Annotated in this window: 18 protein-coding genes; 15 read left to right on the top strand and 3 right to left on the bottom strand. The window is 69.8% G+C overall.

The window, feature by feature from the left end:
- The first annotated feature begins 116 nt into the window (after positions 1-116).
- The 10 genes from ACZZ93_RS08620 to ACZZ93_RS08575 all read left to right on the top strand — a co-directional run bounded on the left by ACZZ93_RS08620 (position 117) and on the right by ACZZ93_RS08575 (position 16,886).
- Positions 117-773: a GntR family transcriptional regulator gene (locus ACZZ93_RS08620; protein WP_198032370.1), complete on the top strand. Its 657-nt coding sequence runs from the start codon at positions 117-119 to the stop codon at positions 771-773.
- A 58-nt stretch (positions 774-831) separates the two neighbouring features.
- The gene (locus tag ACZZ93_RS08615; protein ID WP_053098659.1) at positions 832-1,398 is read left to right on the top strand and encodes a DNA-3-methyladenine glycosylase I; all 567 of its coding nucleotides are present in this window, start codon (positions 832-834) and stop codon (positions 1,396-1,398) included.
- 169 nt (positions 1,399-1,567) lie between these two features.
- A complete protein-coding gene (locus ACZZ93_RS08610; RefSeq protein ID WP_230100873.1) occupies positions 1,568-2,698 on the top strand; it encodes a serine/threonine-protein kinase in 1,131 nt (376 codons plus the stop codon).
- Positions 2,699-2,786: 88 nt separating this feature from the next.
- On the top strand, positions 2,787-8,687 hold the full coding sequence (locus tag ACZZ93_RS08605) for an Ig-like domain-containing protein (RefSeq protein WP_463510874.1): 5,901 nt from the start codon (positions 2,787-2,789) through the stop codon (positions 8,685-8,687).
- Positions 8,688-8,786: 99 nt separating this feature from the next.
- Positions 8,787-9,752, top strand: coding sequence for an AAA family ATPase (locus tag ACZZ93_RS08600; protein ID WP_053099368.1), 966 nt, complete (start codon positions 8,787-8,789; stop codon positions 9,750-9,752).
- On the top strand, positions 9,749-11,119 hold the full coding sequence (locus tag ACZZ93_RS08595; protein ID WP_053098662.1) for a DUF58 domain-containing protein: 1,371 nt from the start codon (positions 9,749-9,751) through the stop codon (positions 11,117-11,119). The genes ACZZ93_RS08600 and ACZZ93_RS08595 overlap by 4 nt, the downstream gene beginning before the upstream one ends.
- Positions 11,116-13,668, top strand: coding sequence for a transglutaminase domain-containing protein (locus ACZZ93_RS08590; RefSeq protein WP_463510873.1), 2,553 nt, complete (start codon positions 11,116-11,118; stop codon positions 13,666-13,668). The genes ACZZ93_RS08595 and ACZZ93_RS08590 overlap by 4 nt, the downstream gene beginning before the upstream one ends.
- Positions 13,665-15,413: a DUF5684 domain-containing protein gene (locus tag ACZZ93_RS08585; protein ID WP_463510872.1), complete on the top strand. Its 1,749-nt coding sequence runs from the start codon at positions 13,665-13,667 to the stop codon at positions 15,411-15,413. Before ACZZ93_RS08590 ends, ACZZ93_RS08585 begins: the two co-directional genes overlap by 4 nt.
- On the top strand, positions 15,410-16,240 hold the full coding sequence (locus ACZZ93_RS08580) for a PP2C family protein-serine/threonine phosphatase (RefSeq protein WP_187248886.1): 831 nt from the start codon (positions 15,410-15,412) through the stop codon (positions 16,238-16,240). The genes ACZZ93_RS08585 and ACZZ93_RS08580 overlap by 4 nt, the downstream gene beginning before the upstream one ends.
- 205 nt (positions 16,241-16,445) lie before the next feature.
- The gene (locus tag ACZZ93_RS08575) at positions 16,446-16,886 is read left to right on the top strand and encodes a hypothetical protein (RefSeq protein WP_463510871.1); all 441 of its coding nucleotides are present in this window, start codon (positions 16,446-16,448) and stop codon (positions 16,884-16,886) included.
- A gap of 116 nt (positions 16,887-17,002) precedes the next feature.
- On the opposite strand, the gene ACZZ93_RS08570 is transcribed toward ACZZ93_RS08575, so the two are convergent.
- The 3 genes from ACZZ93_RS08570 to eccD are packed head-to-tail and all read right to left on the bottom strand — an operon-like array spanning position 17,003 to position 21,032.
- Entirely contained in the window at positions 17,003-18,343 is a 1,341-nt protein-coding gene (locus ACZZ93_RS08570) for a S8 family serine peptidase (protein ID WP_463510870.1), read from the bottom strand.
- Between the two features lie 43 nt (positions 18,344-18,386).
- A complete protein-coding gene (gene eccB / locus ACZZ93_RS08565; protein WP_463510869.1) occupies positions 18,387-19,694 on the bottom strand; it encodes a type VII secretion protein EccB in 1,308 nt (435 codons plus the stop codon).
- A 3-nt stretch (positions 19,695-19,697) separates the two neighbouring features.
- Entirely contained in the window at positions 19,698-21,032 is a 1,335-nt protein-coding gene (eccD, locus tag ACZZ93_RS08560) for a type VII secretion integral membrane protein EccD (protein WP_056276643.1), read from the bottom strand.
- 443 nt (positions 21,033-21,475) lie between these two features.
- Here eccD and ACZZ93_RS08555 point away from each other — a divergent pair, with 443 nt between their 5' ends.
- The 5 genes from ACZZ93_RS08555 (at position 21,476) to ACZZ93_RS08535 (ending at position 25,441) form a co-directional block, all read left to right on the top strand.
- On the top strand, positions 21,476-21,790 hold the full coding sequence (locus ACZZ93_RS08555) for a WXG100 family type VII secretion target (protein ID WP_053098670.1): 315 nt from the start codon (positions 21,476-21,478) through the stop codon (positions 21,788-21,790).
- Between the two features lie 41 nt (positions 21,791-21,831).
- Positions 21,832-22,113, top strand: a complete 282-nt coding sequence (locus tag ACZZ93_RS08550; protein WP_082298072.1) for a WXG100 family type VII secretion target — start codon at positions 21,832-21,834, stop codon at positions 22,111-22,113.
- Positions 22,114-22,240: 127 nt separating this feature from the next.
- A complete protein-coding gene (locus ACZZ93_RS08545) occupies positions 22,241-22,678 on the top strand; it encodes a hypothetical protein (RefSeq protein ID WP_053098672.1) in 438 nt (145 codons plus the stop codon).
- Positions 22,678-24,015: a S8 family peptidase gene (locus tag ACZZ93_RS08540; protein ID WP_463510868.1), complete on the top strand. Its 1,338-nt coding sequence runs from the start codon at positions 22,678-22,680 to the stop codon at positions 24,013-24,015. Before ACZZ93_RS08545 ends, ACZZ93_RS08540 begins: the two co-directional genes overlap by 1 nt.
- The gene (locus ACZZ93_RS08535; protein ID WP_053098674.1) at positions 24,005-25,441 is read left to right on the top strand and encodes a hypothetical protein; all 1,437 of its coding nucleotides are present in this window, start codon (positions 24,005-24,007) and stop codon (positions 25,439-25,441) included. Before ACZZ93_RS08540 ends, ACZZ93_RS08535 begins: the two co-directional genes overlap by 11 nt.
- Positions 25,442-25,531 lie beyond the last annotated feature (90 nt).

Genomic DNA, 25,531 nt, shown 5'->3' with positions numbered 1-25,531 from the left:
GGCGACGACTTCAGGCAGGGTGCCCGAGCATTGAAATATCAGATGATTTGTGTCCGCGGCTAACTTATGTCATCCTCTAATCATCCAATATGTTAGTTGATGAGAGCGATGTGATCATGCCCATGGGCTCCCTCGAGGACCAACTGCGCCCGCAGCTTCTCAGCGGTCTCGCATACGAGCGCCTGCTCGCCGAGATCGTGAGCGGCCGCATCCCGCCCGGCCAGCGACTGCGGCTCGATCTGCTCGCCCACGCGTGGGCCGTCTCCCGGACGCCGGTGCGCGAGGCGCTGCAACGGCTTGTCGAGATGCGGTTCGTCCAGGTGTCTCCGAGCGCCGGAACTCGTGTGGCGGAGTGGTCGCGCGCTGACATGATCGAGCGCGCCCACGTCGTCGGTCGCCTGATCGTCGAGAAGAGCTGCATCGGCCCGCCCGTGCGCACGCACCAGCAGTCGACGCGACTGGCGGACGAGACCTGCGAGCTGCTCGGCTACCTCGAGCTCTCCGAGATCCTCATCTCGCGGGAGCTCGGCCGTCTGGGCCCCCGCCTCGCCCGCGACCACATCGACCCGCTGCGGCTGTTCGTGGATCCGCAGACGGCCCGCCACCACGGCATCGATCTCGACACGGATCGGGCCTCCCGCCGCCGTCTCCTCTCCGCCGCCCTCGCCGCCATCGAACGACAGGATGCTGCCGCGGCGCGCGAAGCTCTCGACGGGTTCTCGACGTCGTTCATCGACGCGCTCGGATCCGGCCCCGCAGAGGCCGCTGCGTAGTCCCGGCAGGAGAGCCGGGATCACCCGCCGTGTCGGTGGCGGCGGCTAGCGTGGGCTCATGACGTCTCTGATCGCCGGCCCCGACCTCCGCGACCGATGCGGGTGGGTGGGCGACGACGCCGAATACCGCCGGTATCACGACGAGGAATGGGGCACCCCGCTCCACGGCGACCGGGCGCTGTTCGAGAAGATGGCCCTCGAGGGGTTTCAGGCGGGGCTCTCGTGGATCACCATCCTGCGCAAGCGCCCCCGGTTCCGCGAGGTCTTCGCCGGCTTCGAGCCCGAGCGGGTCGCCGAGTTCGACCGATCCGACGTCGAGCGGCTCATGGCGGATGCGGGGATCATCCGCAACCGGGCGAAGATCGAGGCCACCATCGGCAACGCCCGAATCGTGCGCTCGATGGCAGACGGCGAGCTGGATGAGCTGATGTGGTCGTTCGCGCCGGCATCGGGACCGCGGCCCGCATCGTTCGCGGATGTTCCGGCGGTGACGCCGGAGTCTACGGCGATGAGCAAGGAACTGCGTCGTCGCGGCTTCCGATTCGTGGGTCCGACGACGATGTACGCGCTCATGCAGTCCGCGGGCATGGTCGACGATCACGTCGTCGGGTGCTGGCGCGCCTGACCGCCGAGGTGTGCTGGGCGCGCCCGCCGTGTCGGGGCGAGTGCAGGGGCGACCGCCCGCCTTCGGGATCGTCCACACCCTCGATATACTCGTGGTCGGGGGGATCGCCCAGCGCGGCGCGCAGGGATCATGCAGAGCGCGGTCTCCCGACCGACCGTGAGGAGCATGGGTGGCCACGCGCATGGCATCGACACCGCCGACGCTGGCGGGGTACAGCTATGTGCGTCCGCTCGGATCCGGCGGGTTCGCAGATGTCTTCCTCTACGAACAGGACATGCCGCGACGCGTCGCCGCTGTGAAGGTGCTGCTGGCGGATGCCGTGAACCGCGAGGTTCTCCGCACCTTCAACGTCGAGGCCGACATCTCCGCGCGGCTCAGCGCCCACCCCTCGATCGTCACCATCTATCAGGCGTCCATCTCTGCAGACGGTCGGCCGTACTTCGCGATGGAGTACTGCCCCGACACCATGAGCGCCCGGTACAAGAAGGCGCCGCTGGCGCTCGCCGAGGTGCTCGACACGGGCGTGCGCATGGCAGGCGCCCTCGAGACCGTGCACAGGGCCGGACTCCTGCATCGCGACATCAAGCCGTCCAACGTGCTCATCAACTCCCTCGGCGCCCCCGTGCTGGCCGACTTCGGCATCGCGGCCGCCGTGATCGACGAGGGCGACGGAGAGACCATCGCGATGTCGGTGCCGTGGAGCTCGCCGGAGGTGCTGCAGGAGCGCGTCTCCGGATCCGTCCCGAGCGAGATCTGGAGCCTCGGAGCCACCCTGTACACGCTCCTCGCGGGAAGAAGCCCGTTCGAACGCGCCGACCGAGGCTCCAACTCCCGCGACCAGCTCACCGAGCGCATCATCAAGGCGCGCTATACCGCGGTGCCGATACCCGGCATCCCGCCGATCATCGACGAGATCTTCGCGACCGCGATGCACCGTGATCCGGCCAGACGGTTCGCGAGCATGGCCGACTTCGCGGAACGCCTGCGCTGGGCGCAGTTCGAGCTGGGTCTGCACCCGACGGCCTTCGAGGCGGCGTCCGCTGAATGGGCCGCAGCAGCGCCCGTCAGCTTCTCCGACTCCAGCGCCCGCGGCCCGGTGATCACCACCGTCGCCCCCGACTCGCGACGTGCAGTGCGCGCCGCGAAGCAGCAGGCGATGCCGCGCGACCGCGACGAACTGCCCGCCGCGCGTGCGAAGACCCGCTCGCCCCTCGTCGCCGGCGTGATCGGCGCGTTGATCGGAGCGGCAGTCCTCGGTGGCGTCGGCGTCGGCGTGCTCTACCTGACCGGGGTCCTGTGATGGCCATCGGCGACCGCGCTCGCGCGGAGGCGAACCCCGATCGCGCGGACGCCTGATCGCGGCGATCTCGGGTGTCGCCGCCCTGGCGGTGGTGCTCACGCTCGCCATCACGGCCCAGGGATACCAGTCGCAGGAGGTGCCCCGCCTCGAGTCGTCCGTCTGGGTCATGCGCGACAGCGGCCAGTACGCCCGCGTGAACACCGAGCTCGCCGAGATCGACACCGTGCGCAACGTCGACGATCCCGAGGCCGTCTGGCAGAGCGGCTCGGCGGCCGTCATCTACGCCCAGGGCAACAGGCAGCGGTGGGATCTCGACCCCGCGAATCCCGCCGACCTGCTCTCCGACGCGTCGGATGAAGGCACGCCGATCGCTTCCGAGCCGACGCCGGCGGGCACGCGGGAGATCCTGTCGGCCGGTGGCTATGTGGCGTATCGCACCGACACCGGCCAGGTATCGGTCACCACTCTCGAGGCGGGTGCCGCCACTGCTCTCGTCGACCCGTTCGCGGGCGTCGAGGTCGAGGAGGGCGAGGACCCTCCGACGTACACGGCGGATGCGATCGGGCTGTCTCCCGCGGGCCTGCTGGTGCTCTTCTCCGCAGACGAGGGCGCGATCCGCCGGTTCGACATCGACGAGCACCGCTTCCTCGGCGATCCTGAGTCCGTCTCGCAGGCTCCGGATGCCGCAGAGGGCCTCCTCGTCACGGTCGTGGGCGACCGCTGGGCGATGCTCCAGGCGGGCACCGGCGAGCTGTGGCTGCAGGGGCGCGACGAACCCGTGGAGCTGGACGTCGCTGAGGACGCGCGTCTCCAGGAGGGCGCTGAGTCGGGCGAGAACGTGTCGATCGCCGACTCCGACGGACTCGTGTCGGTCGATCTGGATTCCGGAGAGTCGGAGCGGGTCGCTGACGCGTCGGGCGTGCCGGCGACGCCGGTCGTCGTCGACGGCGAGGTCTATGCCGCCTGGCTCGACACGGGTGCGGGCACTCTGTGGGCAGGTGGCGAGACCGTTCCGCTGCGTGTTCCGGACGAGGCCCTCGACTCTTCGACGATCGAACCGGTCTTCCAGGAGAACGGCGATCGAGCGGTGCTGAGCGAGATCGGCACCGGACTCATCTGGACGGCCCCCGACGGCGTGCTCATCCCGCTCGAGCAGTGGGCGATCGAAGACGACACCGAGCAGCAGGAGGGCACGATCATCGTCGAGGACGTGGCCGAGCAGATGCCGCCCGTCGCCGTCGACGACGCATTCGGTGTCCGTGCGGGCGAGCAGGTGATCCTGCCGGTGCTCCTCAACGACCACGATCCGAACAAGAAGGACGTGCTGTCGATCGATCCCGAATCGGTCTCGGGCGGGCTCGGCGACCCGGCGTTCGGTGACCTGACCCTCGTCGCGAACGGGCAGTCGCTGGTGGTCGACGTCAAGGCGGGCTCGGGGCAGGCGAGCTTCACATATGCGGTCACCGACGGCGCCGCGGTGTCGGCTCCGGCGACCGTGACCCTGACCGTCGTCGATCCGGGAGCGAACTCCGCGCCCGTGTGGTGCGGAGTCGACGCCTGCCAGCAGGAGTGGCCGACGCCCCAGCTCCTTCCGGGCGGCAGCACGGTCGTCTCGGCGTTGTCGGGCTGGGTCGATCCCGAGGGCGATCCGTTCGTGCTCAGCGATGCCTACGAGACCGATTCCTCGTCGCCCGTCATGGTCGTGCCGATGGCCGACGGGCGGGTGGCCATCCGCCACACCGACCCGAATGCCGCGGATGCCGTGATCTCGGTCACCGTGGTGGTCGAGGACGTGCACGGTGCGACCGCGGAGAAGACCCTCGATGTGCAGGTCACAGGGAGCCCCGCTCTCGTCGCCTCGCCGGTCGCGCTGACCGCGCGTGTCGGGGAGCTCCAATCGGTGCGCATCTCAGATCATCTGTCCGGCGGCTCCGGTTCGTATCGTCTCGTCGACGCCGTGCAGACTGCGGCGACCGCGCAGGGACTCGAGGTCAACCCGAACGCGGCATCCGGCACCGTCGAGATGACGGTGGCCGAACCGGGGCAGTACGTCGTCACCTACACGGCTCAGGACGTCACCACCCAGGCCGAGCAGTCGGCCGTCATCCGCATCACCGCGGTCGACGGATCCGCGGGCCTCGCGATGGCACCGCTGACCGCGTTCGTCCGCGAGGGCGAGGACACGACGGTCGACGTCATCCGCGCCGTGCAGAACACCAGTGGTCGGGTGCTGATGCTGGCCGATGCGGTGAGCTCGACGCCGCAGCTCGGCGTGCGTGTGGTCGGCAACGAGAGCATCCGGGTGAACGGCACCACGGAGGACGGCGAGCCCGGGGTGATCGGCAAGGCCACCGTGACGATCGCCGACGGCACCGGCGCCGCAGTGCAGGGAACCGTCACGGTCTTCCTCACGCCGCCGTCGACGGTGACGCGTCCGATCGTCTTCCCCGACGCGATCACCGTGCGCGCAGGTTCGCTCACGCGCATCGCTGTCACGGCCAACGACGTGGCGCCGCGAGGGGAGCCTCTGGTCGTTCTTCCCGAGGTGACCGGCTCGGGCGAATCGGGTGAGCTCGTCTTCGCCGACCGCAACGCGCTGCGCTACCTCGCACCCACGACGCCCGGCACCTACCGTCTGTCGTACTCGGTGTCACTCGAGCGCAACCCCGCTCTCGCCGACAACGGTGTCGTGACGGTCACGGTCGTGCCTCCGGGCACCAACCGTGCCCCGACGCCGTCGACCGTGACCGGCCGAGTCCTCAGCGGTCAGACCGTGTCGCTGCCCGTGCCTTCGACCGGCATGGACAGCGACGGCGATCGAGTCGTGCTCGCGGGCGTCGACCAGCCCCAGAAGGGTGCGGGCACGGCGACGATCTCGGCCGACGGCGACGCGATCGTCTACCGGGCACCCGCGGGCGGTGTCGACGGCGGTCAGGTCAGCTTCGGATACACGGTGCGCGACCCGCAGGGCGAGCAGGGGACGGGCACCGTCCGCGTCGGCGTGCTCGACGCGGACATCGACGACGCAGCGCCCGTGACCTTCAGCGATTACGTGCGCGTCGAGGCCGGGTCGACGACACCGATCGTCCTCGACCCGCGTCTCAACGACCTCGATCCGGCGCAGAGCGAGCTCGAGATCACCGAACTCGTCCCGAACGCGCCACCGGTCAAGGGGAATCCGCTCTACGACCGCCTGAACGCGCTGATCGATCCCGACACCTCTCTCGAAGACGGCCGTGTCGTGCTCCGCGCGGGAGACACCGCCGGCACGAACTCCTACTTCTACACGGTCAGGTCCACTCGCACATCCAGCACGTCGCAGGGTCTCATCGTCGTGACCGTGACCGACGGTGCGGTCGCCGACCAGCCGAGCGTCGCCGACACGGTGCTCACTGCGCGCGATCGGGAGGAGCTCCCGGATCGCGGCATCGACGTCGTGACCGATCGTGTCAGCTGGCCCTCGGGTGACGCCTCCTCCCTCACCTTGAGCCTGTGGGGCGACCAGCCCGGGTTCACTGTTCAGGGGAACCGCATCGTGGGCGCCGCCCCCGAAGACGGCGCGCTCGTTCCGTTCCAGCTGAAGGGCGAGGGATCGGGCGGCAGAGCAGTGGTCGCCTACGGGTTCCTGCGCATACCCGCCTTCGACGACATGCAGGTCCAGCTCAAGCCTGGCTCGACTCCTGTCGTGGTCGACGAGGACGCCTCGGTCTCGTTCGATGCGGCCGACTATGTCGACCTGACCTCCTCAGATGCCCTCGAAGTGGGATCCGGGCAGTTCACCGCGCAGCGGGCGGCCGCATCGTGCTCCGCCGAGGGCTCAGGCAGCGTGACGTATCGCGCCGGCCGTGAAGCGCCATGGTCGGACACCTGCCTGGTCCAGGTGCGGTTGCAGGGGCAGGAGCGCTGGTCGTTCATCGACGTGCCGATCAGCATCCGTCCTGCCGAGCCGCAGCTGCTGCTGTCGTCGATCTCGCACACGATCGCCCCCGGAACCACCGAGACGGTCGACATGTACGCGAACATGGCCGCGTGGGAGGGCGGACGTGAGGGTGACGCGGGATCCCTCGAGTACCGGATCGTCTATTCGGGCTCGGCCTTCATCGTCACCCGAAACGGGCCTCAGCTGACCATCGAGGCACGCGCAGACGCGCGACCCGGCAACGCCGAGAACGTCAGCGTCACGGTGCCCCAGTACGGCGAGCCGTCGGCATCCGTCCGCCTCGTCGTCGGAGCCGCGCCACCGGATGCGCCGCGCGGCGCGACCTTCACGAAGCAGTGCATCGTGACGAACCCCAGCTGCACCATCGACGTCGTCGACGTCGCCGGCGAGTACGACCCGTTCGCCGGGAAGCCCGGATCGGGCCTCCGACTGATGTCCCTCGGCGGGGGCACACGATGCGATGTCGCGTCGATCTCGACTTCGGGAAGCAAGGCGATCACGGCGAGCTGGCCCGGCGGAGGGCAGGCACCGGGTGGACAGTGCATCATCCCCTTCGTCGTGCAGGATGCGCAGGGGCGCACCGGCACCGGAACCCTGACCCTCGATCTGCAGGGCTTCCCGCAGGCACCCGCCAGCGTCACGACGGTCGGATTCACCCGCTCGACCGTGGTGCTCGACGTGCCCCTCGGCGAGGCCGGTCGCGCGCACCCCGGCGTCACGGGGGTCGAGATCCTGCAGGACGGAGCGCCGGCGAACGCGTCGTGCAGCCCGGCGGCAGGTGCCTACCGGTGCACGGTGAACGGACTCGTCAACGGAGCGCCGCACGTCTTCACCGCGGCGGCCGTCAACGCGGTCGGCACATCGGCTGCGACGTCACCGCACACCAGCTGGGCGTACGCCGCCCCTGTGGTGTCGAAGGCGAACGCCACACCCGTCTATCGCCCCGGCAGCACGGAGCGCGGGCGCGGCATCGTCGCTCTCGCGGTCGATGCGTCGGACGACTCCCTCGCGTTCCGCATCGAGGAGACCGGGCAGGTCATCAACCGCACCGGCGCGACGACGACGGCCGACATCGCGCTGGCGCCGGGCCCGCAGAACATCACGATCGTCCCGATCAGCCAGTTCCAGCCGCCGACGGGCGATGGTGGAAACGAGGGCGGAGCCTTCCGCACGTCCGTCACCGCTGCGGGAACCGTCTACTTCGACCCCTCCGGAGCACGCGCGACCGCGACGTCGAACACCTCGATCGACGTCTCGGGAGTGGCAGCGCAGCCGAACGGCAGCGCCCTCGGCATCGACGTCGTGTACCTCGCCTGGCGATCGGGCAACGCGAGCTGCACCGCTGACGGCGACGGTCGTCTGCAGGTCTCGGGTGCGGAGGCGCAGTCGTCGTCACCCACCCTCACCAAGCTCGCCGAGTACTCGACCTACAACGTGAAGGCGTGCGCATCGAACGGCTTCGGCGTCGCCGAGTCGGCGACCACCCAGGTCTTCACGTTCACCTTCGTGGAAGGCCCGAAGGGCAACACGAGCTACACGATCGCCACCCAGCCGTCGGTCCAGGACAACCGCTATTCCTACCGGCTCGAGTCGGCGCCCGACATCGCCGTGCGAGACGGCTTCGTTCCGCAGTACTACATGTACGGGTCCTGGCGGTCGGACTTCCAGCTGAGCACCGACTCATCACCGTTGCCGGTCGGGGCGCGCTCCTGCCACGCGGTGCTGCGGGAGTACTGCTCCGATTCGGTCGAGATCTCGCCCCGGACGGCGCCGACGACGGTGGCGGTCGAGTTCCGCGAGTGCGTGCCCGCCAACCCGGATGACGCGTTCGTCGTCAGCCCTGCCGCCCGCGGGTCGTACTCCCTCGCCGTGACTCCGAGGATCGTCGACGGCATCTCCATGGTCGACATGAAGATCACGTGGACGGGCGCTTTCAGTTCGCTCAAGCCGATCACGCACCGCGTGACGCTGTGCACCCAACCGGAGCCGGAGCCGGAGGATCCGAAGGACTCCGACAAGCCCGCCGACCCCGCCGATCCTGCCGGATGAACCCGCCGCGATGACGACTCCCTCCTCCCCACCGCCCTGCACAGCGCAGGTGCCAGAGACGAATACGGTTGCCCTATGCCTGCTCCCTCCGCTGCTCCCGTGACCATCGCCGCCGAACAGGCCGCCTGGTTCGCCGAGACGTTCTCGATCCTCACCGCCAACGTCGAACAGGCGATCCTCGGCAAGCGGCACGTGATCGAGCTCGTGCTCGCCGCCGCGGTCAGCGGCGGCCACGTGCTGCTCGAGGACTTCCCCGGCACAGGCAAGACGGCTCTCGCGCGGGCGATCGCGCAGACCGTGACGGGAACGAGCACCCGGATCCAGTTCACGCCCGACCTGCTCCCCGGCGATGTCACGGGCATCACCGTCTACGACCAGAAGGAGGGCGCCTTCGAGTTCCACGCCGGTCCCGTCTTCGCGAACATCGTGCTCGCCGACGAGATCAACCGGGCGAGCCCGAAGACGCAGTCGGCGCTGCTGGAGGTCATGGAAGAGGGCACGGTCACGGTCGACGGCGTCACGCGGCCGGTCGGATCGCCGTTCCTCGTGATGGCGACGCAGAACCCGATCGAGCAGGGCGGCACCTACCGTCTGCCCGAGGCGCAGCTCGACCGCTTCATGATCAAGACGTCGATCGGATACCCCGACGAAGCCGCGACCATGCGCATCCTCCAGGGAGCAGCCCAGCCGAAGCACGTGCTCGACGGCATCGTCGGCGTCGACACCATCCTCACGATGGCCGAGATGACCCGCGGCGTGTACGTGAACCCGCTGGTCTCCGACTACATCATGCGCATCGTCGATGCGACGCGTCGAGCGTCCGAGGTCCGCCTCGGTGCCAGTGTGCGAGGAGCCCTCGCCCTGTCACGTCTCGTGATGACGTGGGCTGCCAAGAACGGTCGCACCTTCGTCACCCCCGACGACGTCCGAGAGCTCGCCGTCGTCGCCCTCGCGCACCGCCTGGTGCTCGAGCCGGAGGCCGAGTTCGACGGCGTCACCGCGGTCGCCGTGGTGGGGCAGATCCTGCTCGACGTCGAGCCGCCGCGCGAGAACGGCACTGCGTGAGCTTCAGCACCGAGTCCCGTCTGACGCGAACCACGGCGGGCACCAGCACGTCGACGCGCACGTCGACGGTCACGCGCTACGACCGCACGCGCCGCGGCCCCGTCCGCGGCGCCGTCTTCGGCGTGCGTCGGGCCGCTCGCAGCACGGAGCGCGCAACCCGAGCGGCTGTCGCGTGGGTGCGTGAGACGGTCACATCCGCCGGGATGCTGGTCGTCGCGGCGCTGGTCCTGTGCGTCACCGCCGGGCTGCTGTTCGGCTGGGTCGAGGCGTGGGCGGTGGCGGCGATCGCGCTCGTGCTGCTGATCGCCTGCATCCCCTTCATCCTCGGCACCCACGACTATCGCATCGAGCTGACCCTCGACCGCGACCGCGTGGTCGCCGGTGCCGAGATCGGTGCGACGCTCGACGTGCGCAACAACAGCGAGCGTCTGTCGCTGCCCGGCATCGTCGACGTTCCCGTGGGGGAGGGGCTCGTCGAAGCGCACGTCCCCCTGTTGCGCCCCGCCGCCCACCATCGCGAGCAGCTGACGATCGCCGCCCACCGCCGCGGTGTCATCGACGTCGGCCCCATGACCATCACCCGCGGTGATCCGATCGGCATCCTCCGCCGTGAGCTGCGCTGGCCCGATGTCCAGCGCATCCACGTGCATCCGGTCACGGTGCGCCTGCCCAGCACCAGCGCCGGTCTCATCCGCGATCTCGAGGGCACGCCGAGTTCGACCCTCGTCGATGCCGACCTCTCGTTCCACGCGGTGCGCGAGTACGTCGTGGGCGATTCGCAGCGGCACGTGCACTGGAAGTCGACCGCCAAGACCGGCAAGCTCATGGTGCGTCAGTACGAGGAGTCGCGGCACGCTCGCATCGCCATCATCCTCGACCTCGACAGCGAGTCGTACGAGAGCGACGACGAGTTCGAGAACACGGTCAGCGCCGCCGCATCCCTCGCCCTGCAGGGTGTGCGCGACGGTCGTGACGTGCTCTTCTCGGTGAGCAACGAGATCCCCGAGCACAGCCGCGCCGAGTTGCTGTCGATACGCACTCTTCCCACGGTGACTCCCAAGGCCCTCCTCGATGCCACCTCGACCATCGATCCGGCCGACCGCGTGATGCGGCTCGAGGCGGTCGCCGCGCTCACCGCCCAGTCCTACCCCGACCTGTCGATCGGATTCCTGATGACGGGCTCGCGCATGCCGCTCGAGCGTCTGCGCCACGCCGCCATCACGCTGCCGGCGGCGGTCGAGGCGGTCGCGGTGCGCAGCGAACTCGGCGAGCAGCCCACCCTGCGCACGGCGCGCGAACTCGCCGTGATGACACTGGGCGCACTCGGCGACCTTCCGCAGATGCTCGCCCGCGGAGCACTGCGATGAGCGCCGCGGGTCCGCGGCGCGGCGTCGCGAGGTCGCGCCGGACGTTCGCGCTCTCGGCTCTGACCCTCTGGTCTCTCGGATATGTGCTGGTCGGCATCGGTCTCGCCACGGCGGCTGCATGGCCGGTGTACGAGTCCCCCCGGGCGCTGGCGGTCGGCCTGATCGGCGGCCTGCTGGGCATGGTCGTCGCCGTGCTGACCCGGCTGCTGCGGTGGGGGCTGCTGATCGGTGCTCTCGCGGTGACCGGCGTCTATCTGGTCGTCTCGGTTCCGCTCGCCATCCCCTCGGCGCTCTCGTCGCTTCCCGCATTCCTGGGCGGAATCCGCGACGCGGTGCTGGGGGTGGTGCTCGGCTGGAAGCAGATGCTGACGCTGAACCCGCCCCTCGGTGAGTACCAGGCAGTGCTGATCCCGCTCCTCGTGGTCATGCTGTTCGGTTCCTTCATCGCCACTCTGCTCGTGCTCGAAGGCGGACGTCGGGCGACCATAGCGGTTCCCGTCGTGACCGCGATGAGCGTCTTCGGCATCGCCTTCGGTGTGAGCGGCACGACGGCTCCGGTCTCGGTGCTCGGCGTCGCGCTTCCCGCTCCTCGGGAATGGCTGATCGGCGTCGCGCTCTTCGTGGTCTCTCTCGTCTGGTTGGTCGGACGCTCGCGGCTTCAGCGGGCACAGGCGCTGCGCACCGTCGCGGCGGCGAACATCTCGCGCCGGGCGGCCCCGGTGTGGCTCACGATCCGTCGGCATCTCCTGTCGGCCGGTCTCGCGGTGATCGCCCTCGTCGCCGGTTTCGCGGTGGCTCCCGCCGCGGCAGGGTGGAGCGACCGCTCCGTTCTGCGCGACGAGGTCGAGCCGATGATCGTCGTGCAGCAGCAGGCGAGCCCCCTCAGCGCCTACCGATCGTGGTTCGCCGGCAGCACTCTCGATGACACGGTCGTGCAGGTGGAGGGCGATCCTGGAGCGCTGGAGCGCCTCCGGCTCGTCACCCTCGACTCGTACGACGGCGAGGACTTCCACATCGCGCCGGACGACCGGTTCAGCCGGCTGCCCCGCAGTGCGATGCCCGGCGAGGGCCGCGTGTCGCTCGGGATCACGATCGGCGACGCCTATCGAGGCATCTGGGTCCCCTCGCCGGCCGGTCTCGCCGAGGCGCCGGACTTCTCGGGTGCGCGCGCCGAAGCGCTCGCCGACGGGTTCCACGTCAACTCGGGCGGCGACACGGCGATCACCGTGGCAGAGGCGCCCGGCGGGGGAGAAGGGCTCGTTCCGGGCGATCGCTACAGAGTGCTCGTGGACGCCCCGGCGAGCCCCGGCGACATCACCGCCGTGCAGGGCGGTGCCTCGAACCTCGACACCGACCTGTATCCCGCGCTCACCGAGTGGGCCGAGATGCAGGAGCAGCCCCGCACCGGGGCCGGGTATCTCGAGATCATCGACCGCCTGCGCTCCCGCGGTTACCTCAGCCACGCGCTGATCGACGATGAGGCGGCGGCGGGATGGATCGCCTCGTTGAAGGAGTCCGAGGGATACGCTTTCGCACCCAGCTATGCGGGACACTCCGCGGCCCGCATCGAGGAGCTGTTCACCGACCTGCTCGAACAGGAGCGCAGGGCAGGCTCGGATGCCGCGCCCGAGCTGCTCGTGTCGGCGGTCGGCGACGATGAGCAGTTCTCAGTGGCAGCGGCGCTTCTCGCCGAGCACTGGGGGCTCGAGTCCCGAGTCGTGATCGGTGCGCGCCTTGCGGCCGCAGAAGAGGTGCCCGGCATTCCCGCCTGCACGGAGACCTGCACGGGCGCGAACATGAGCGCCTGGGTCGAGGTGAGAGGATCGGGCGGCGAGTGGATGCCGGTCGACACCACACCGCAGTACGCGATGCTTCCGAGTTCCATCACCGAGGGCGAGCAGCTGCCCGAGCATCCCACGGTGCCCGAGCAGCCCCGGTCGGAGGCGTTGGATCCGCCTCAGGCGCAGAGCGATTCCAACAATGACGCGCCTCCGCTCGAGTCGCCGCAGTCAGAGGTGCTCGCCGTCCTGCTGCCGATCCTCCGCGCTGTGGGGCTCGGCATGCTCGCGCTGGCATTGCTCGCGCTGCCCTTCCTCGTGCTGCTGCTGGCCAAACGGCAGCGAGCCAGGGCCCGCCGAACCGCCGAAGATCCCGAGGTGCGTCTCGCCGGGGCGTGGGAGGAGCTGGTCGACGTGTATGCCGACCACGATGTGCCGATGGATGCCGAAGGCACCCGCATCCAGCGCGCGCTCTCGACCGACCGAGAGGCAGCGGACCGCCTGGCAGAGATCGTCGATCGCGCCGTGTTCGCCGAGCATCCTCCGACGGACGAGGATGCGCGCGCCGCCTGGGAGATCGTCGACGCCGAGCGGACGGAGCTCGCAGCGGCAGGCAGATGGTGGCATCGCATCGTCATGCGCGTGCGACCGACGTCGTTCGTCGGTCGCATACGGGGCGCGAACGGTCGTGGATTCACGGCCGCCGTGCCTGTGCTCGCTACGCTCGGATTGACCTGGTCGCCCGGCGACCGGAAGAAGGGGAACTCATGATCGCGCCCGTGGATACCGGCTACGTCACGATGCTCGCCATCGTCGGCGGCGTCGGCGTGCTCATCGGCCTCGCCGTCTACGTCTGGTACGCGCTGGCGCTGTCGCGCCTCTTCCCGCGCATCGACGGAGAGGGGTGGAAGGGCTGGGTCCCCATCCTCAACGAGGCGGAGATCCTGGCGCGCGGCGGAGTGGCGGCGTGGTCGGTGGTGTTCTACTTCATCCCGATCGTGCAGCTGTACGGCATCTACCTCAAGGTCGTCGCGACCCACCGCATCAATCGGAGGTTCGGTCGCGGTGCGGGAATGACGGTGCTCGCGATCCTTCTACCTCCGGTCTGGGCGACGGTTCTCGCCTGGGGCGCCCCGCCGTATCCCGAGGGCGAACGGCTGGCCGCTCTGCAGCCCGGCCCGCGCCGAAGCTCGCAGCCCACGGCCACCCCGGCGAGGGACGCATCGGGATACACGATCCCGTCCCTGGCTCCGCATACCCAGAGCCAGCCTGACGCCCCCGCGCCCGTGTTCCCCGACTACGCCGCACCGAGCCGTCCGGCCGTGCAGCCCGACCGGAATGCGACCGCAGCCGCGGCGAGCGGTGGTCCCGCGGGTTCAGGGTGGGGCGCGCCTCCCGTCCCGGGCGCCCCGCCGGTTCCCGTCGCCGGACAGCCCCCGATGCAGGGTGCGCCGGCGGCATCATTCGCTCCGCCGCAGCCGCCCACCTCGTCCTTCGCGCAGCAGCCTCCTGCTCCTCAGCCTCCTGCGCCTCAGCCTCCTGCTCCTCAGGCGCCGGCTTTGCAGCCTCCTGCGCCGCCCGCGCCGGTGCGCGCACCTGAGCCCCCTGCAGCGGAGCGGGCACCCGCCGCGAACCCGCCGGCTCCGACCGAGGCGCACCCGACCACCGGCATCATGGCCGCAATGGGTGGCGCGCCTGTGGCTCCGGCGGCGCCGCAGCCACCCGCGCCGCCGGTACCGGTATCCGACGACGTCGTGCCTCAGCAACCGGCACAGACACCGACACCGGCGCCGGCCGCGGCATCCGCTTCAGTGCCCGAGTTCGAGCGGCCGACGGAGAACGCGCCTGCCGCGGCGCCCGCCGAAGAGGCGCAGCGGATGGTGCGGCCCGCTCCGCCCTCGTTCCGGGATGGCGGCTTCTCGGATGAACAGCCGCAGGCGCCGGTGATCCGTCCTGTCCCGTCGTCCCCGGCGGCTGCGGGGACCACCGCGGATGTGCCTGCGGCCGCCGTGGTGCCCCCGGCCGATGCAGCGCCCGCACCCGCGGTCGAGGAACCCGTCCCGGCGCCCCTCGCGATGCCGTTCGGAGGCCTCGCGGCCGACGTCGACAAGACGGTCGTCACACCGCGTCCGACGCACGATGTCGACGAGGACCTCGACGCCACCGTCGTCGTCGCCCGCAAGCGCGGAGTCCGCCGATCGCTCGTGCTCGATGACGGACGGAAGTTCTCGCTGTCCGGCGCGAGCGTCGTGATCGGCCGCAATCCGATCGGCGAGCCGGGCGAGCAGCGACTCGCCATCTCCGATACGACCCGCACGCTGTCGAAGACGCACGCTCGTCTCGTCGTGCACGACGACGAGTGGCGTCTCACCGATCTGCACGCCACGAACGGCGTCGTCGTGGTCGAGGAGAACGGCACCGAGACCCTGCTCGATCCCGGAGAGAGCGTCACCGGCAACGGCCGCTTCATCCTCGGTGAAGTGGGGATGCATGTGATCGCGGAGCGCGATTCATGACGCTCTCCTCGGTCGTCCTCAGCGTCGCGTCACTCACCGACACCGGTCTCACGCGCTCGGCGAATGAGGACTCGGTGCTGGTGGCGTCTCCGGTCTTCCTCGTCGCGGACGGCATGGGCGGGCATGAGGCGGGGGATCGTGCGAGCGCTGCGGTGGTGGAGGCGTTCGAGCCGCTTCGCGGGGCGACGGTCGACGTCGCCGACATCGGACAGGCATTGAGTCGCGCTTCGGCTGTGGTCGATGACATCTCCGCCGAGCACAAGCGCGGCGCAGGAAGCACCGTGACCGGTGTCGCTCTCGTCGATCACGACGGCGTGCCGCACTGGCTCGTCTTCAACGTCGGCGATTCCCGTGTCTACCGGCACCACGGCAACGAGCTGACACAGCTGACGATCGATCATTCGCTGGGGCAGGAACTGGTGGATGCCGGTGAGCTCCGCGCCGAGGATCTCTCGACGTTCTCGCAGCGCAACGTCATCACGAGGGCGATCGGTGCTCCCGACAGCACCGCGGACAGCTGGCTGCTGCCCGTGGTCGACGGCGAGCGACTGCTGATCTGCTCCGACGGCCTGAGCGGCGAGGTGAGCGACGAGGCGATCCGAGCGACCCTGACGATGAACGGGCGACCGGAGACCGCGGCAGCGGCTCTCGTGAGCCGGGCGCTCAAAGCGGGTGGTCGCGACAACGTGTCGGTCGTCGTGATCGACGTGATCTCGGGAGGCGCGAACGGGCGCCCGGACGACCTCACTGCGGGCCGCGATGCCGCATCCGCCTCGCTGACCGATTCGATGCTCGAGGGCACGACGATCCCGGTTCGAGCCAGATGACGGACGACGAGACCGAGGTCGAAGAGACCGTCATGCTGACCCGACGCGATCGGCGCCGGGGAGATCGGTCGCCGAGCCCGGCGAAGTCGCCGAGCCCGCTGAGCGCGTCGAGCCTGCCGAGTCTGCCGAAGTCGCCGAACCCGCTGAGCCCGTCGAGCCTGCCGAGCCCGCCGAAGTCGCCGAACCCGCTGAGCCAGCGGATGACGTGGACGAGGCGACGGTCGTCGTCGACCGGAGACCCGCGGAGGCTGAGGAGCCAGGTGCCGATCGGGAGGACGACCCTGTCGACGAGTCGACGGTGCTCGTCTCCCGGACGCCGCGTCGTGTGCGACGCAAGAGATCGGAACAGCCCGCCGACAGCGACGACTCTGCCGACCGCGCAGAGGCTGACGTGCCCGCCTCGTTCGAGGCGCCGACGGATGCGCCGGCACCGGAGATCTACCGGCCGCGTCCGGCCCCGCTCGGCCCTTCTGCCCCGCCCGTCGTGATCGGCGCCGCGGCGCCCACGCGCACGGTGGACCCGGATCTCCCGTCGGTCGCGAAGCAGGGACTGCGCTGGAGCCGGGCGGCCCTCATCACGTTCGCAGCAGCCTGCGTCGTCTCCGTCGCGGGTCTGGTGGGTCTGGGCTTCTTCGTCTTCGGGTGACGCCCTCACCCTGACGGAGCCGTGCTCAGCGTCCGCGCACTCCCACCGGCCGTCGGGCCGCCTGGGTGCCCTGAAGCGGCCGCGCCGTGTCGCTGCGGACCATCGCGCCGCGCGTCTCAGTGAAACGTGCTCGGGTCACCCGATGCCGGACCGGGGATGTTGAGCAGTCCGCCTTCGCGTTCGACCTCGACCGGATCCACGACCGGCTGCTCTCTGCGGCGACGCAGCACGATGAGGATGCCGAGCACACCGAGCAGAGTCGCTCCGCCGATCGCGGTGAACAGCGCGGCCTCCCGTGTGAGCAGGAACGGCGACGCTCCATGGTCGGGGTCGGCGGTGGCTGCGGGCGGTCGCACGGCGCTCTCCGAGGTGTCGAAGTATGGGCTCACGGGCCCGCGCGTCGTCTCATCCGGGAGCAGCTCGATGGCGGCGAGCGGCTGGATGAAGCCCCAGCCGTCGATATCGTCCCGATTGTCGGCGTCGGCTCGCAGGGCGGTGGCGGTGAGCCGATACGCCCAGCCGGCGGGCGGATCCTCGGGGTGCGCTTGCGCCACCAGTGCGGCAGCCGCGCTCGCGTATCCGGTCGCGAAGCTCGAGGCAGGGGCATCGGCGGCGAAGACGCAGTCGCCCCCGCCCACCGCTGCGCTCAGCACCGTGCTTCCGGGGGCTGTCACGCCGACCTGGGGTCCGTGGATCGAGTCATCGGTCGCGCGTCCGGTGGCGTCGGCCGCGCTGACCCCGAGAACCTGCTCATAGGCCGCGGGGTAGCGAGCGCCGTCTTCCGCGTCCGGATCTGACGCCCTGTTCCCGGCGCTCGCCACGACCAGGGCGCCGACGGCGGACGCGTGTTCGACCGCCGCCCGGAGATCGGGGGAGTCGGCTGTCTGCGAGATCGAGACGTTGATGATGTCCGCGCCGTTATCGGCCGCCCAGTGGATGCCGTCCGCGATGCGCTGCGAGGTGGGCCCGTACCCCTTGTCCTTGTCCTGCTGCTGCTCGCTGCGGAACACTCGCACGGAGAGCAGCCGGGCGTCGGGCGCGAGTCCGACGACGCCGGAGTCCGCGACCGGTTGTGCGGCGATCTGCCCGGCGATCGCCGTGCCATGCCCGGTCGTGTCGGTCAGACCATCAGCCCGCTCGCCGTCGCCGACGAGATCGACACCGCCGATCACGGCTCCGGCGAGATGCGGATTGCCGGCATCGATGCCCGAGTCGACGACGGCGACGACGACCCCTCGGCCCGTGGCGACGCGGTGGGCCTCGTCAGCACCGAGCAGTGCCAGGGCGGGCGGCACCTCGGGCGTGAACACCACGTTGCCGGGTGTGCAGGCATCGCCGGACGTCGCCATCGATGCGATCGACGTCGGGACGGCAGGCGATGCCAGAGCGGATGCCGGTGCGCCGAGCAGCGTGGCGCCGAGGACGACGGCCGTGAGAGCGGCTGTGCGGCCGCGCATCAGTCGGTCCCCGAGCCGGGCGACTCTCTCGCAGCATCGGAGGTCAGCGCGGGGCCGGCGGCGAAGAACTCGATCCACGCGTCCGACACCTGTCCGACGTCATCGGGGAGTACCCGAGCTGAGCGATGGGGCCGCTTGCGGACTCCTCGGCGCTCTGCGCTACTGCAGCACCGGGGATCGCGAACGCGGTGCCGGATTCGTCGATGAGCACGGCCAGACCCGCCGCGTCCTCGGACCCACCCGTGACCTCGACGAGGGCGCCGCCACCGACCTTCACATCGACGCCGGAGCGCTGCTCGGGCAACTCGGTGGTCGTCGCCGCGAGCACCGTGTGCGCGTCATCGGTGAGCATCGCGCAGGGCGTCTCGCCGGCGGCGAGCGTGGTCAACGGCAGCGTCGGCCAGTCCTCGCCCCCGATGTACGGGCGGGTCTCCACGTCGGCGACCTCGGCGGGGGAGACCTCCTGCTGAGCACCGACCTCCTGGCCGCTGCCGAGGAGGTAGAGCTGATACGCGAGGGGACTGAGTCTGGCGAGCTCGCCGGTGCCGAGCGCCACGTAGCGCTCGTCGGCAGGGCTGCCCTGTGTGTGCACGATCGTGCCGGCTCTCAGATCCGTTCCGGGGACCGATGCGCCGACGCCGTTGATGCGGATCGGCTCGAGCTCGTCACCGGACTCGAAGAGGTTGAGCCATCGTCCGTCGACCTCGAGGACGTCGCTGGTGCCGAGTCCGACGGCGCGGAGCACGGCGTTGGCATCGTCGGCGGGCACTGCGTGGCGTTTGCCGTCTGCGATCACGAACAGCTCGTCGCCGCGCTGGACGACGGCACCGGTTCCCGTCGACACCTCGGCGATCGGCGCGCTCGACAGTGACACGGCGGCGCCGGCCGTGTCGTCGATGCACGCTGTCCAGGAGGAGTTGATCAGTGCCGCGGGCGCGGGCAGATCATCGGGCGCACCGAGGATGCCGATCGAGGGGCCGACCGGGATCCCGTCGAGCGCCGCCTGATCCGTGCGCACCACCTTGAACTCTCCGGCGGGGATCAGAAGCCGCGCGCTGGCCGTGTTGATCACCGGGTACAGCGTGCCCTCGACGGAGACGTAGCGGGCACCGGTGTCGGTGGCGACGATCAGGCGGTTGTTCTGCCAGTCGCCGGGGAGCCCGGGCTGCATGATTCCCCAGAACACCCCGACGAGGATCACGCCGACCGTGAGTGCGACTCCGGCGACGACCGCGCGCAGGGGCTTCGCGGGGTCGAGCTCTTTGCCCCCGGGGGCTCCGCCGGTGAACGCCGAGAGGAGGCGGCGCCTGCTGAAGCCCTGGGCCTCGATCAGATCCTTCTTGGTCGCCATGGGTCAGATGAGTCCGGCCGTCGTGACGCCGAGCGGCAGCAGCAGAGCGAGTGCGATGACCTCGACCGTGTCGCCCAGCCTCGTGAGCCGCAGACGCGCTTTCGGCGTGAGCAGCGTGAGACCGACCAGGATCACGGTGGCCACGACGAGGATGAGAAGCATCCAGGTGCGGACGTCGGGCAGAGCGAGTGCCACCGTCACACCGGTGACGGCGAGCCCGATCGCGCCGATGGCCATGAGGACGAGCACGCCGAGGCGCGCGTGGATCTGACGCGACTGGAACATCATGCCCACGAACGCGAGCACGCAGAGCAGAGCGCCGAAGACGCCGCTCCCGGCGACCAGAGGCGTCGCGATCAGCGCCGCGAGGCCCAGCGCAGCGCGCAGTGCGATGAGAGTGCGCGTCCCCGCGGCGGCGCGGCGCTTGACCTCGTCGGCATCGATGGGCTCGGGTGCGGCGAACATGTCGGCGTCGCTCTGAGGGGAGATGACTCTGATGCGCGTCGAGCTGAGAGCGAGCCACGGGATGCCGTTCGCGAGCAGTGCGGTCGTGGCGAGCATGATCGCGTAGGGAGCGAGCGCATCGCCGAAGATCGCGGCAGTCGTCGCGGTGATGCCGATCGAGGCGCCGAGCGCGATCGGCACGAGATGGATCTCGGGCTTCTCCTGGGTGACGGCGAGGCCGAGGCCGCCGACGATGACGAGACCCAGTCCCATGGCCGCGAGCGGCCAGCCCCAGATGCTCTGCACGGGAACGGCGAGGAAACCCGCGAGCCCTCCGTAGGCTGCGGCGGTGAGTCCCAGGGCGTGTCCGGCTTCCGGCTGACGGAGACGCATGAGCACGGCGGCCGCGACGCTGAGGACGATGGCTCCCGAGCCCGCGATGATTGCGGGCAGGAGGGACGTCGGCGGTGTGGCGACGAGCAGCAGCGCGCAGAGGGCGAGGAAGGTGAGGCTGACGAAGAGCGCTGTGCGCGAGCTGTCCGCGGGCGTCCAGGAGCCGTGCTGCTCTGCCGTCGCATCGATCACCGCTTCGACGACGTCGTCGTAGACGCGCGGCTCCTGCATGAGGCCGCCGCGGACGAGAGTGAGCAGCTCTCCGTCGTGCACACCCTGCGCCGCCGCGCCGCGTGCCGGGTCCAGCGGTGTGCCATCGGCTCGCTGCAACGAGTAGCCGCCGTGGGTGAGAGTCGGGTCGAGCACGCCGAGACTCCGGGCGAACCCGGGGATGATCTCGACCAGCGGGACCTGCGACGGCACGCCGACGTCGAGCCGACGGTCGTCGCTGACGACGGAAAGCCGCAGCACGGTGCCTGCCGTTGCGCTGCTCTGAGTCATGGAACGATGCCCCCTCCATGGTGTGCAGCCGGGCGGGAGGAGACCCGTGGCTGCGCATTCCGCCTTTCACCCTAGTTGAGGCGTGCGACAACGCACAGTCGCAGGATGCGACGTTTCTCCATCGACTGCACGATCTCCCGGAGGATGCGCTGTGCGTTCTGGTGATCGGAGGCAGGACCTCTCGAGCCTCTACTCGATACTCGAAGCGCGGGGGAACCAGTGCGCTGATCGTGTGCCGTGACAGGGCGCTGAACTGAGCATCTTCGATTTTCTCCATCGACTGCAGGATCTCCGCTCGGATGCATCATGAAATCTGGCGATTCGTTCCGATGTGTTCTAGCCTGTGTCGTGAAACAGATTCGTGGGGGTTGTTTCGTTGTCGTCCCAAGACTGGGATGCGCTCCCCCGCACGTGTGTCCCATGTGGACCGGAGGGAGTGAGTTATGGCTGATGTCATCTCCGCAGAAGAAGGGGCTCTGCGTCGCGGAGCCCAGGCGGTGCGGGAGACCAAGTCCGGGATCGACCAGCAGACCAAGAAGGTCCGCGGTGAGATCGAGCAGCTGCGTGGTTTCTGGACCGGTGCGGCTGCTGTGTCGTTCACGACGCTGATGTCGCGGTGGGACGAGCAGGCGCGTCAGCTGAACGAGGTCCTCGTGACGCTCGAGGATGCTCTTGCGGGCACCGAGCGTGACCAGGCTGCGACCGAAGAAGCTCACCAGCAGACCATCTCGGGCCTCGGCTCGATGATGGGCGCCTGAGCGTAGACCACAGAGATTTCAAGGAGAACATGATGCAGTCGATGTCAGTTCGCCCGGAGCAGGTCAACGCTCTGGCAGCGCAGATCCGCAGCGGGTCGCAGGGTATTCGTTCCGAGCTGGACCGTCTCGAGTCCGAGGTCAGCAAGCTCCGTGCGGCGTGGGATGGTTCCGCGCAGCAGGCGTATGACCAGGCTCAGGCCAAGTGGAACCGTTCGCTGAGCGAGATGCAGCAGCTTCTCACGCAGATCGCGGGCAAGACCGAGGAGATCTCGGGCCAGTACGTCCAGACCGACAAGTCGGCCGCTGGGCGTTTCGGGGCCTGATCCGTGGCGCGGGCCCGACGCAGCGATGCGCCGGGCCCGCGCCGTCTGCTGTGCTGTTCGGCGATCGAGTCGGAGGGCGCAGCAGATGTTTCGGAATCATCTGCCGTTGTGAAGGGGAGGGGCGTCGATGAGCATCGCAATCGACTTCGATGGAGTGTTCGCTGAGCTGAAGCGGATCCTGCGTGAGCTGCAGGAGTTCCCCAGCCCGTCTGAGGTGGCGGTCTCCGAGGGAGGGTCGTCGAAGGCCACCGTCGACTTCCGGCGGGCCGTGGCCGATGCCGCGCAGTCGATGGGAGACGCCACGGCGCGGACCATCGCCAAGATCCAGGACACCCACGACGTGATTCGCGCCGCCGTGATGCAGATCGCCGAGCAGGACGCGTCGCTCGCCGACGAGACGAAGCTGATCGTGTCGCTGCTGGACTCGGCCGTCGCCCAGGGCGACGGCGACACCGCGACATCGACAGGCGCTGGGACCGGCGCGACGGGTGGGGGCTCAGCCGGAGTCCAGGCATCTGCACCGACGTCTACAGGTGCCGATGAGCCCGAAGAGGCCGACTACTGATGAGACGCACTCGCCGCGGAGTGATCGCGGCGGTCGGCGCTATGGCGCTGGCCGCCGCGATCGCCGTGCCCTCGAGCGCGACAGCGGCCGCCGCGTCGGGTCTGTGGTGGTTCGATCGCGGCAAGGTCCAAGAGGCGCACGATGCGGGCTTCGACGGGGCGGGAATCAAGATCGCCGTGATCGACAGTCAGATCAACCCCGACGTGGTCGGGCTCCGCGGGGCGAATGTCACCGTCGATGACTCCTCGTACTGCTTCGACGCGACCGGCCAGCCGTATCCGGCGGTCTCTGCCGAGTACGGCAGGTCCTCTCACGGCACCCAGGTGGTCTCGATGATCGCCGGAACCGGCGAGGCTCCGCCCGGGGGTGCCCCGGTCAAGGGTGTGGCGCCGGGGGCAGAGGTGGTCTTCTACAGCACCGGCGTCCTCGACGGCGTCCTCGGTGAAGACGGCGGCGATGCGGAGTGCCTCCAGGAGAACGGCGAGGAGCTGGGCGACGACGGTCGTTTCGCTCTCGACCGCGCGATCTCGGATGCCGCGGCAGATGGCGCCGACATCATCTCGATCTCCTCCGGAAGCAGCATCAACATGCGGCAGGGTCTCGCCGACGCCTATGCCTCCGACGCGGTCGTCGTCGCCGGCATGTCGAACGAGGACGGGATCAGCCTGTGGCCCGCGGGGCTCAATGGAGTCGTCGCGGTGCAGGCCTTCGGTGAGGACGGCAAGATCCAGACCGGAACGAACGGCAAGCCGAACCTGGCGGAAGACGTCGTCGTCGCCGCACCCGGGGTCGGGCTCCTCCTGCAGGGGACCCCGGATTCCTGGGATGCCCAGCAGATCGGGTCGGGCACGTCGTTCTCGACGCCTATCGTCGCGGGCTTCCTCGCGATGGTCAAGCAGAAGTACCCGGATGTGACAGCAGGGCAGCTGATCCAGAGCCTGATCCACAACACGGGCACCAAGGGCGAGCACGAGCCGGAGTGGAACGACAGCACCGGGTATGGAGCGGCCTCCCTCACGGGGATGCTCGCGGTCGACCCGTCGAAATATCCTGACGTGAATCCGCTCTTCGACACCGAGGACACGTACGCGCAGCCGTCTCTCGGCGACGTGAACGAGGCGAAGGCGGCGCTCGGAGGCGGCGCGCAGACACCCGTCCCGACGGACGCGCCGGTCGCCGAGCAACCCGATCAGCAGGCATCGCCGATCACGCCCTGGCTCATCGGCGGAGGGATCGTCCTCCTGCTGCTGGTGATCGGCGGGATCATCCTCGCGATCGTACTGACACGCTCCTCACGACGAGACAGCACCGAACAAGGGGGAAACCATGGCCGGTAAGCAGATGGGCCCGGGCGGGTACGAGGCGGAACTGAACCGCATCCGGCAGCTCGACGACTCGATCATCCCGCGGCTCTCGGCCGTGACGAATGCGTTCACCTCACTGGAGCGAGCGCTCTCGGCCGTGCGCCTCTCCGAGTTCTGGGAGGGCGAGTCCGCCAAGGGGGCGACCGCTGACATCGACGAGATCCGGTCGAAGGTGTCGGCCATTCTCAGACTCGTCGAGGCCGTGGACTCCGCGGTCGTCGAAGGCAACTCGGCTCGACGCGAGATCGCGGCCGCCGAACTCCCGTCGGCATCGATCGACCCCTTCTGGGCGAACGCTGCCAAGGGCGCGTCCTTGGTGGTGCACCCGGTCCTCGGTCCGCTCGCGGCGGACAAGGCTCTGGACGCCATCGGCGACTTCCTCGGCAACCAGCGGGAGGATGCCGCGCGCGAGGTCGTTCAGAAGGTCGAGGCGTCGCTGACGGAGCCGACGAACAAGCTGGCTCAGGCGGCCCGCGCGATGAACGAGGTCGACTACCGGTCGTCGAAGGCCCCGTCCGGTTCTGACGAGCCGATCCCGGGCACGCAGATCGACGCCCCGAGGATCGGATCCCCGGGGATCGGCGGCGGCCCGTCCGGGTACACGCCCGGTGGCGGTGGATACCAGACCGGTGGCGGTGGAGGCGGGGTCGGCGAGTATGTCCCGCCGACGCCGACGGACCCGACCGTCCCCGAGTACCTGCCTGACCCCACCTATCCGACGATTCCCGATGGTCCCGGAGACTGGGAGTATGACCCCGACGGACCGGGAGGCCCCGGTGATACCGGCGGCGATGACCCGACGGTCGACTTCCCCGGCGGCGGCGTGCTGCCGGGAGGCACCGGCGGCGGCGGTTCAGGAACCGGAGGCGGGTATCCGTTGCACCCCGGTTCGACGCTCCCCGGCGGAGTCATCGGTGGGGGCAGCGGCATCGGCGGCATCGTGGGCGGCGGCGCAGGAGCCGCGGCCATCGCTGCGGGATCCAAGATCGCCGGTATCGGCAGCATGGGCACCCTCGGCGGATCGGCACTCGGAGGCTCGTCCGGCGCCGGCCAGAGAGGCAGTGGCGGCCTGCTGGGCAAGTCCGCCGTCGGCGGAGTGGGTGCGCGCGGCGCGGGTGGATTCGGCTCAGGTGTCGGTGGCGCTGGCGGCGTCGGTGGCGCTGGCGGTGTCGGCGGTGTCGGCGGAGCAGGCGGTGCGGCGGGCTCGTCCGGCGCAGCAGGCTCCGGCATGCGTCCGGGTATGGGAATGATGGGCGGCGCGGGAGGCGCCGACGAGGAGGAGAAGGCCAAGCGCTCCGGTCTCGGTGGTCCGATCGCTCCCAAGCTCGAAGACGACGAGGAGCGCGGTCCGCGTGCCAAGGGCGCCCAGGCGGGCTCCCGCGACGAGCACGCAGACTGATCAGGATCACCGCGGCGGGCGTGGACGGCGGATGCCGTCCACGACCCGCACGCGTGCATGGTCGGTGGTCGGTCACGCCGCGGAGTGAGC

The sequence above is a fragment of the Microbacterium sp. AC026 genome, assembly GCF_979258475.1.
Note: the sequence above shows the minus strand (reverse complement) of the source record. Positions and strands in the feature narration are given on the sequence as shown.

Coding starts and splice junctions, on each gene's coding strand:
- ACZZ93_RS08540 (WP_463510868.1), top strand. CDS start 22,678: ATGAGACGCACTCGCCGCGGAGTGATCGCGGCGGTCGGCGCTATGGCG.
- ACZZ93_RS08620 (WP_198032370.1), top strand. CDS start 117: ATGCCCATGGGCTCCCTCGAGGACCAACTGCGCCCGCAGCTTCTCAGC.
- ACZZ93_RS08535 (WP_053098674.1), top strand. CDS start 24,005: ATGGCCGGTAAGCAGATGGGCCCGGGCGGGTACGAGGCGGAACTGAAC.
- eccB (WP_463510869.1), bottom strand. CDS start 19,694: ATGGCGACCAAGAAGGATCTGATCGAGGCCCAGGGCTTCAGCAGGCGC.
- ACZZ93_RS08590 (WP_463510873.1), top strand. CDS start 11,116: ATGAGCGCCGCGGGTCCGCGGCGCGGCGTCGCGAGGTCGCGCCGGACG.
- ACZZ93_RS08580 (WP_187248886.1), top strand. CDS start 15,410: ATGACGCTCTCCTCGGTCGTCCTCAGCGTCGCGTCACTCACCGACACC.
- eccD (WP_056276643.1), bottom strand. CDS start 21,032: ATGACTCAGAGCAGCGCAACGGCAGGCACCGTGCTGCGGCTTTCCGTC.
- ACZZ93_RS08585 (WP_463510872.1), top strand. CDS start 13,665: ATGATCGCGCCCGTGGATACCGGCTACGTCACGATGCTCGCCATCGTC.
- ACZZ93_RS08615 (WP_053098659.1), top strand. CDS start 832: ATGACGTCTCTGATCGCCGGCCCCGACCTCCGCGACCGATGCGGGTGG.
- ACZZ93_RS08555 (WP_053098670.1), top strand. CDS start 21,476: ATGGCTGATGTCATCTCCGCAGAAGAAGGGGCTCTGCGTCGCGGAGCC.
- ACZZ93_RS08545 (WP_053098672.1), top strand. CDS start 22,241: ATGAGCATCGCAATCGACTTCGATGGAGTGTTCGCTGAGCTGAAGCGG.
- ACZZ93_RS08570 (WP_463510870.1), bottom strand. CDS start 18,343: ATGCGCGGCCGCACAGCCGCTCTCACGGCCGTCGTCCTCGGCGCCACG.
- ACZZ93_RS08550 (WP_082298072.1), top strand. CDS start 21,832: ATGTCAGTTCGCCCGGAGCAGGTCAACGCTCTGGCAGCGCAGATCCGC.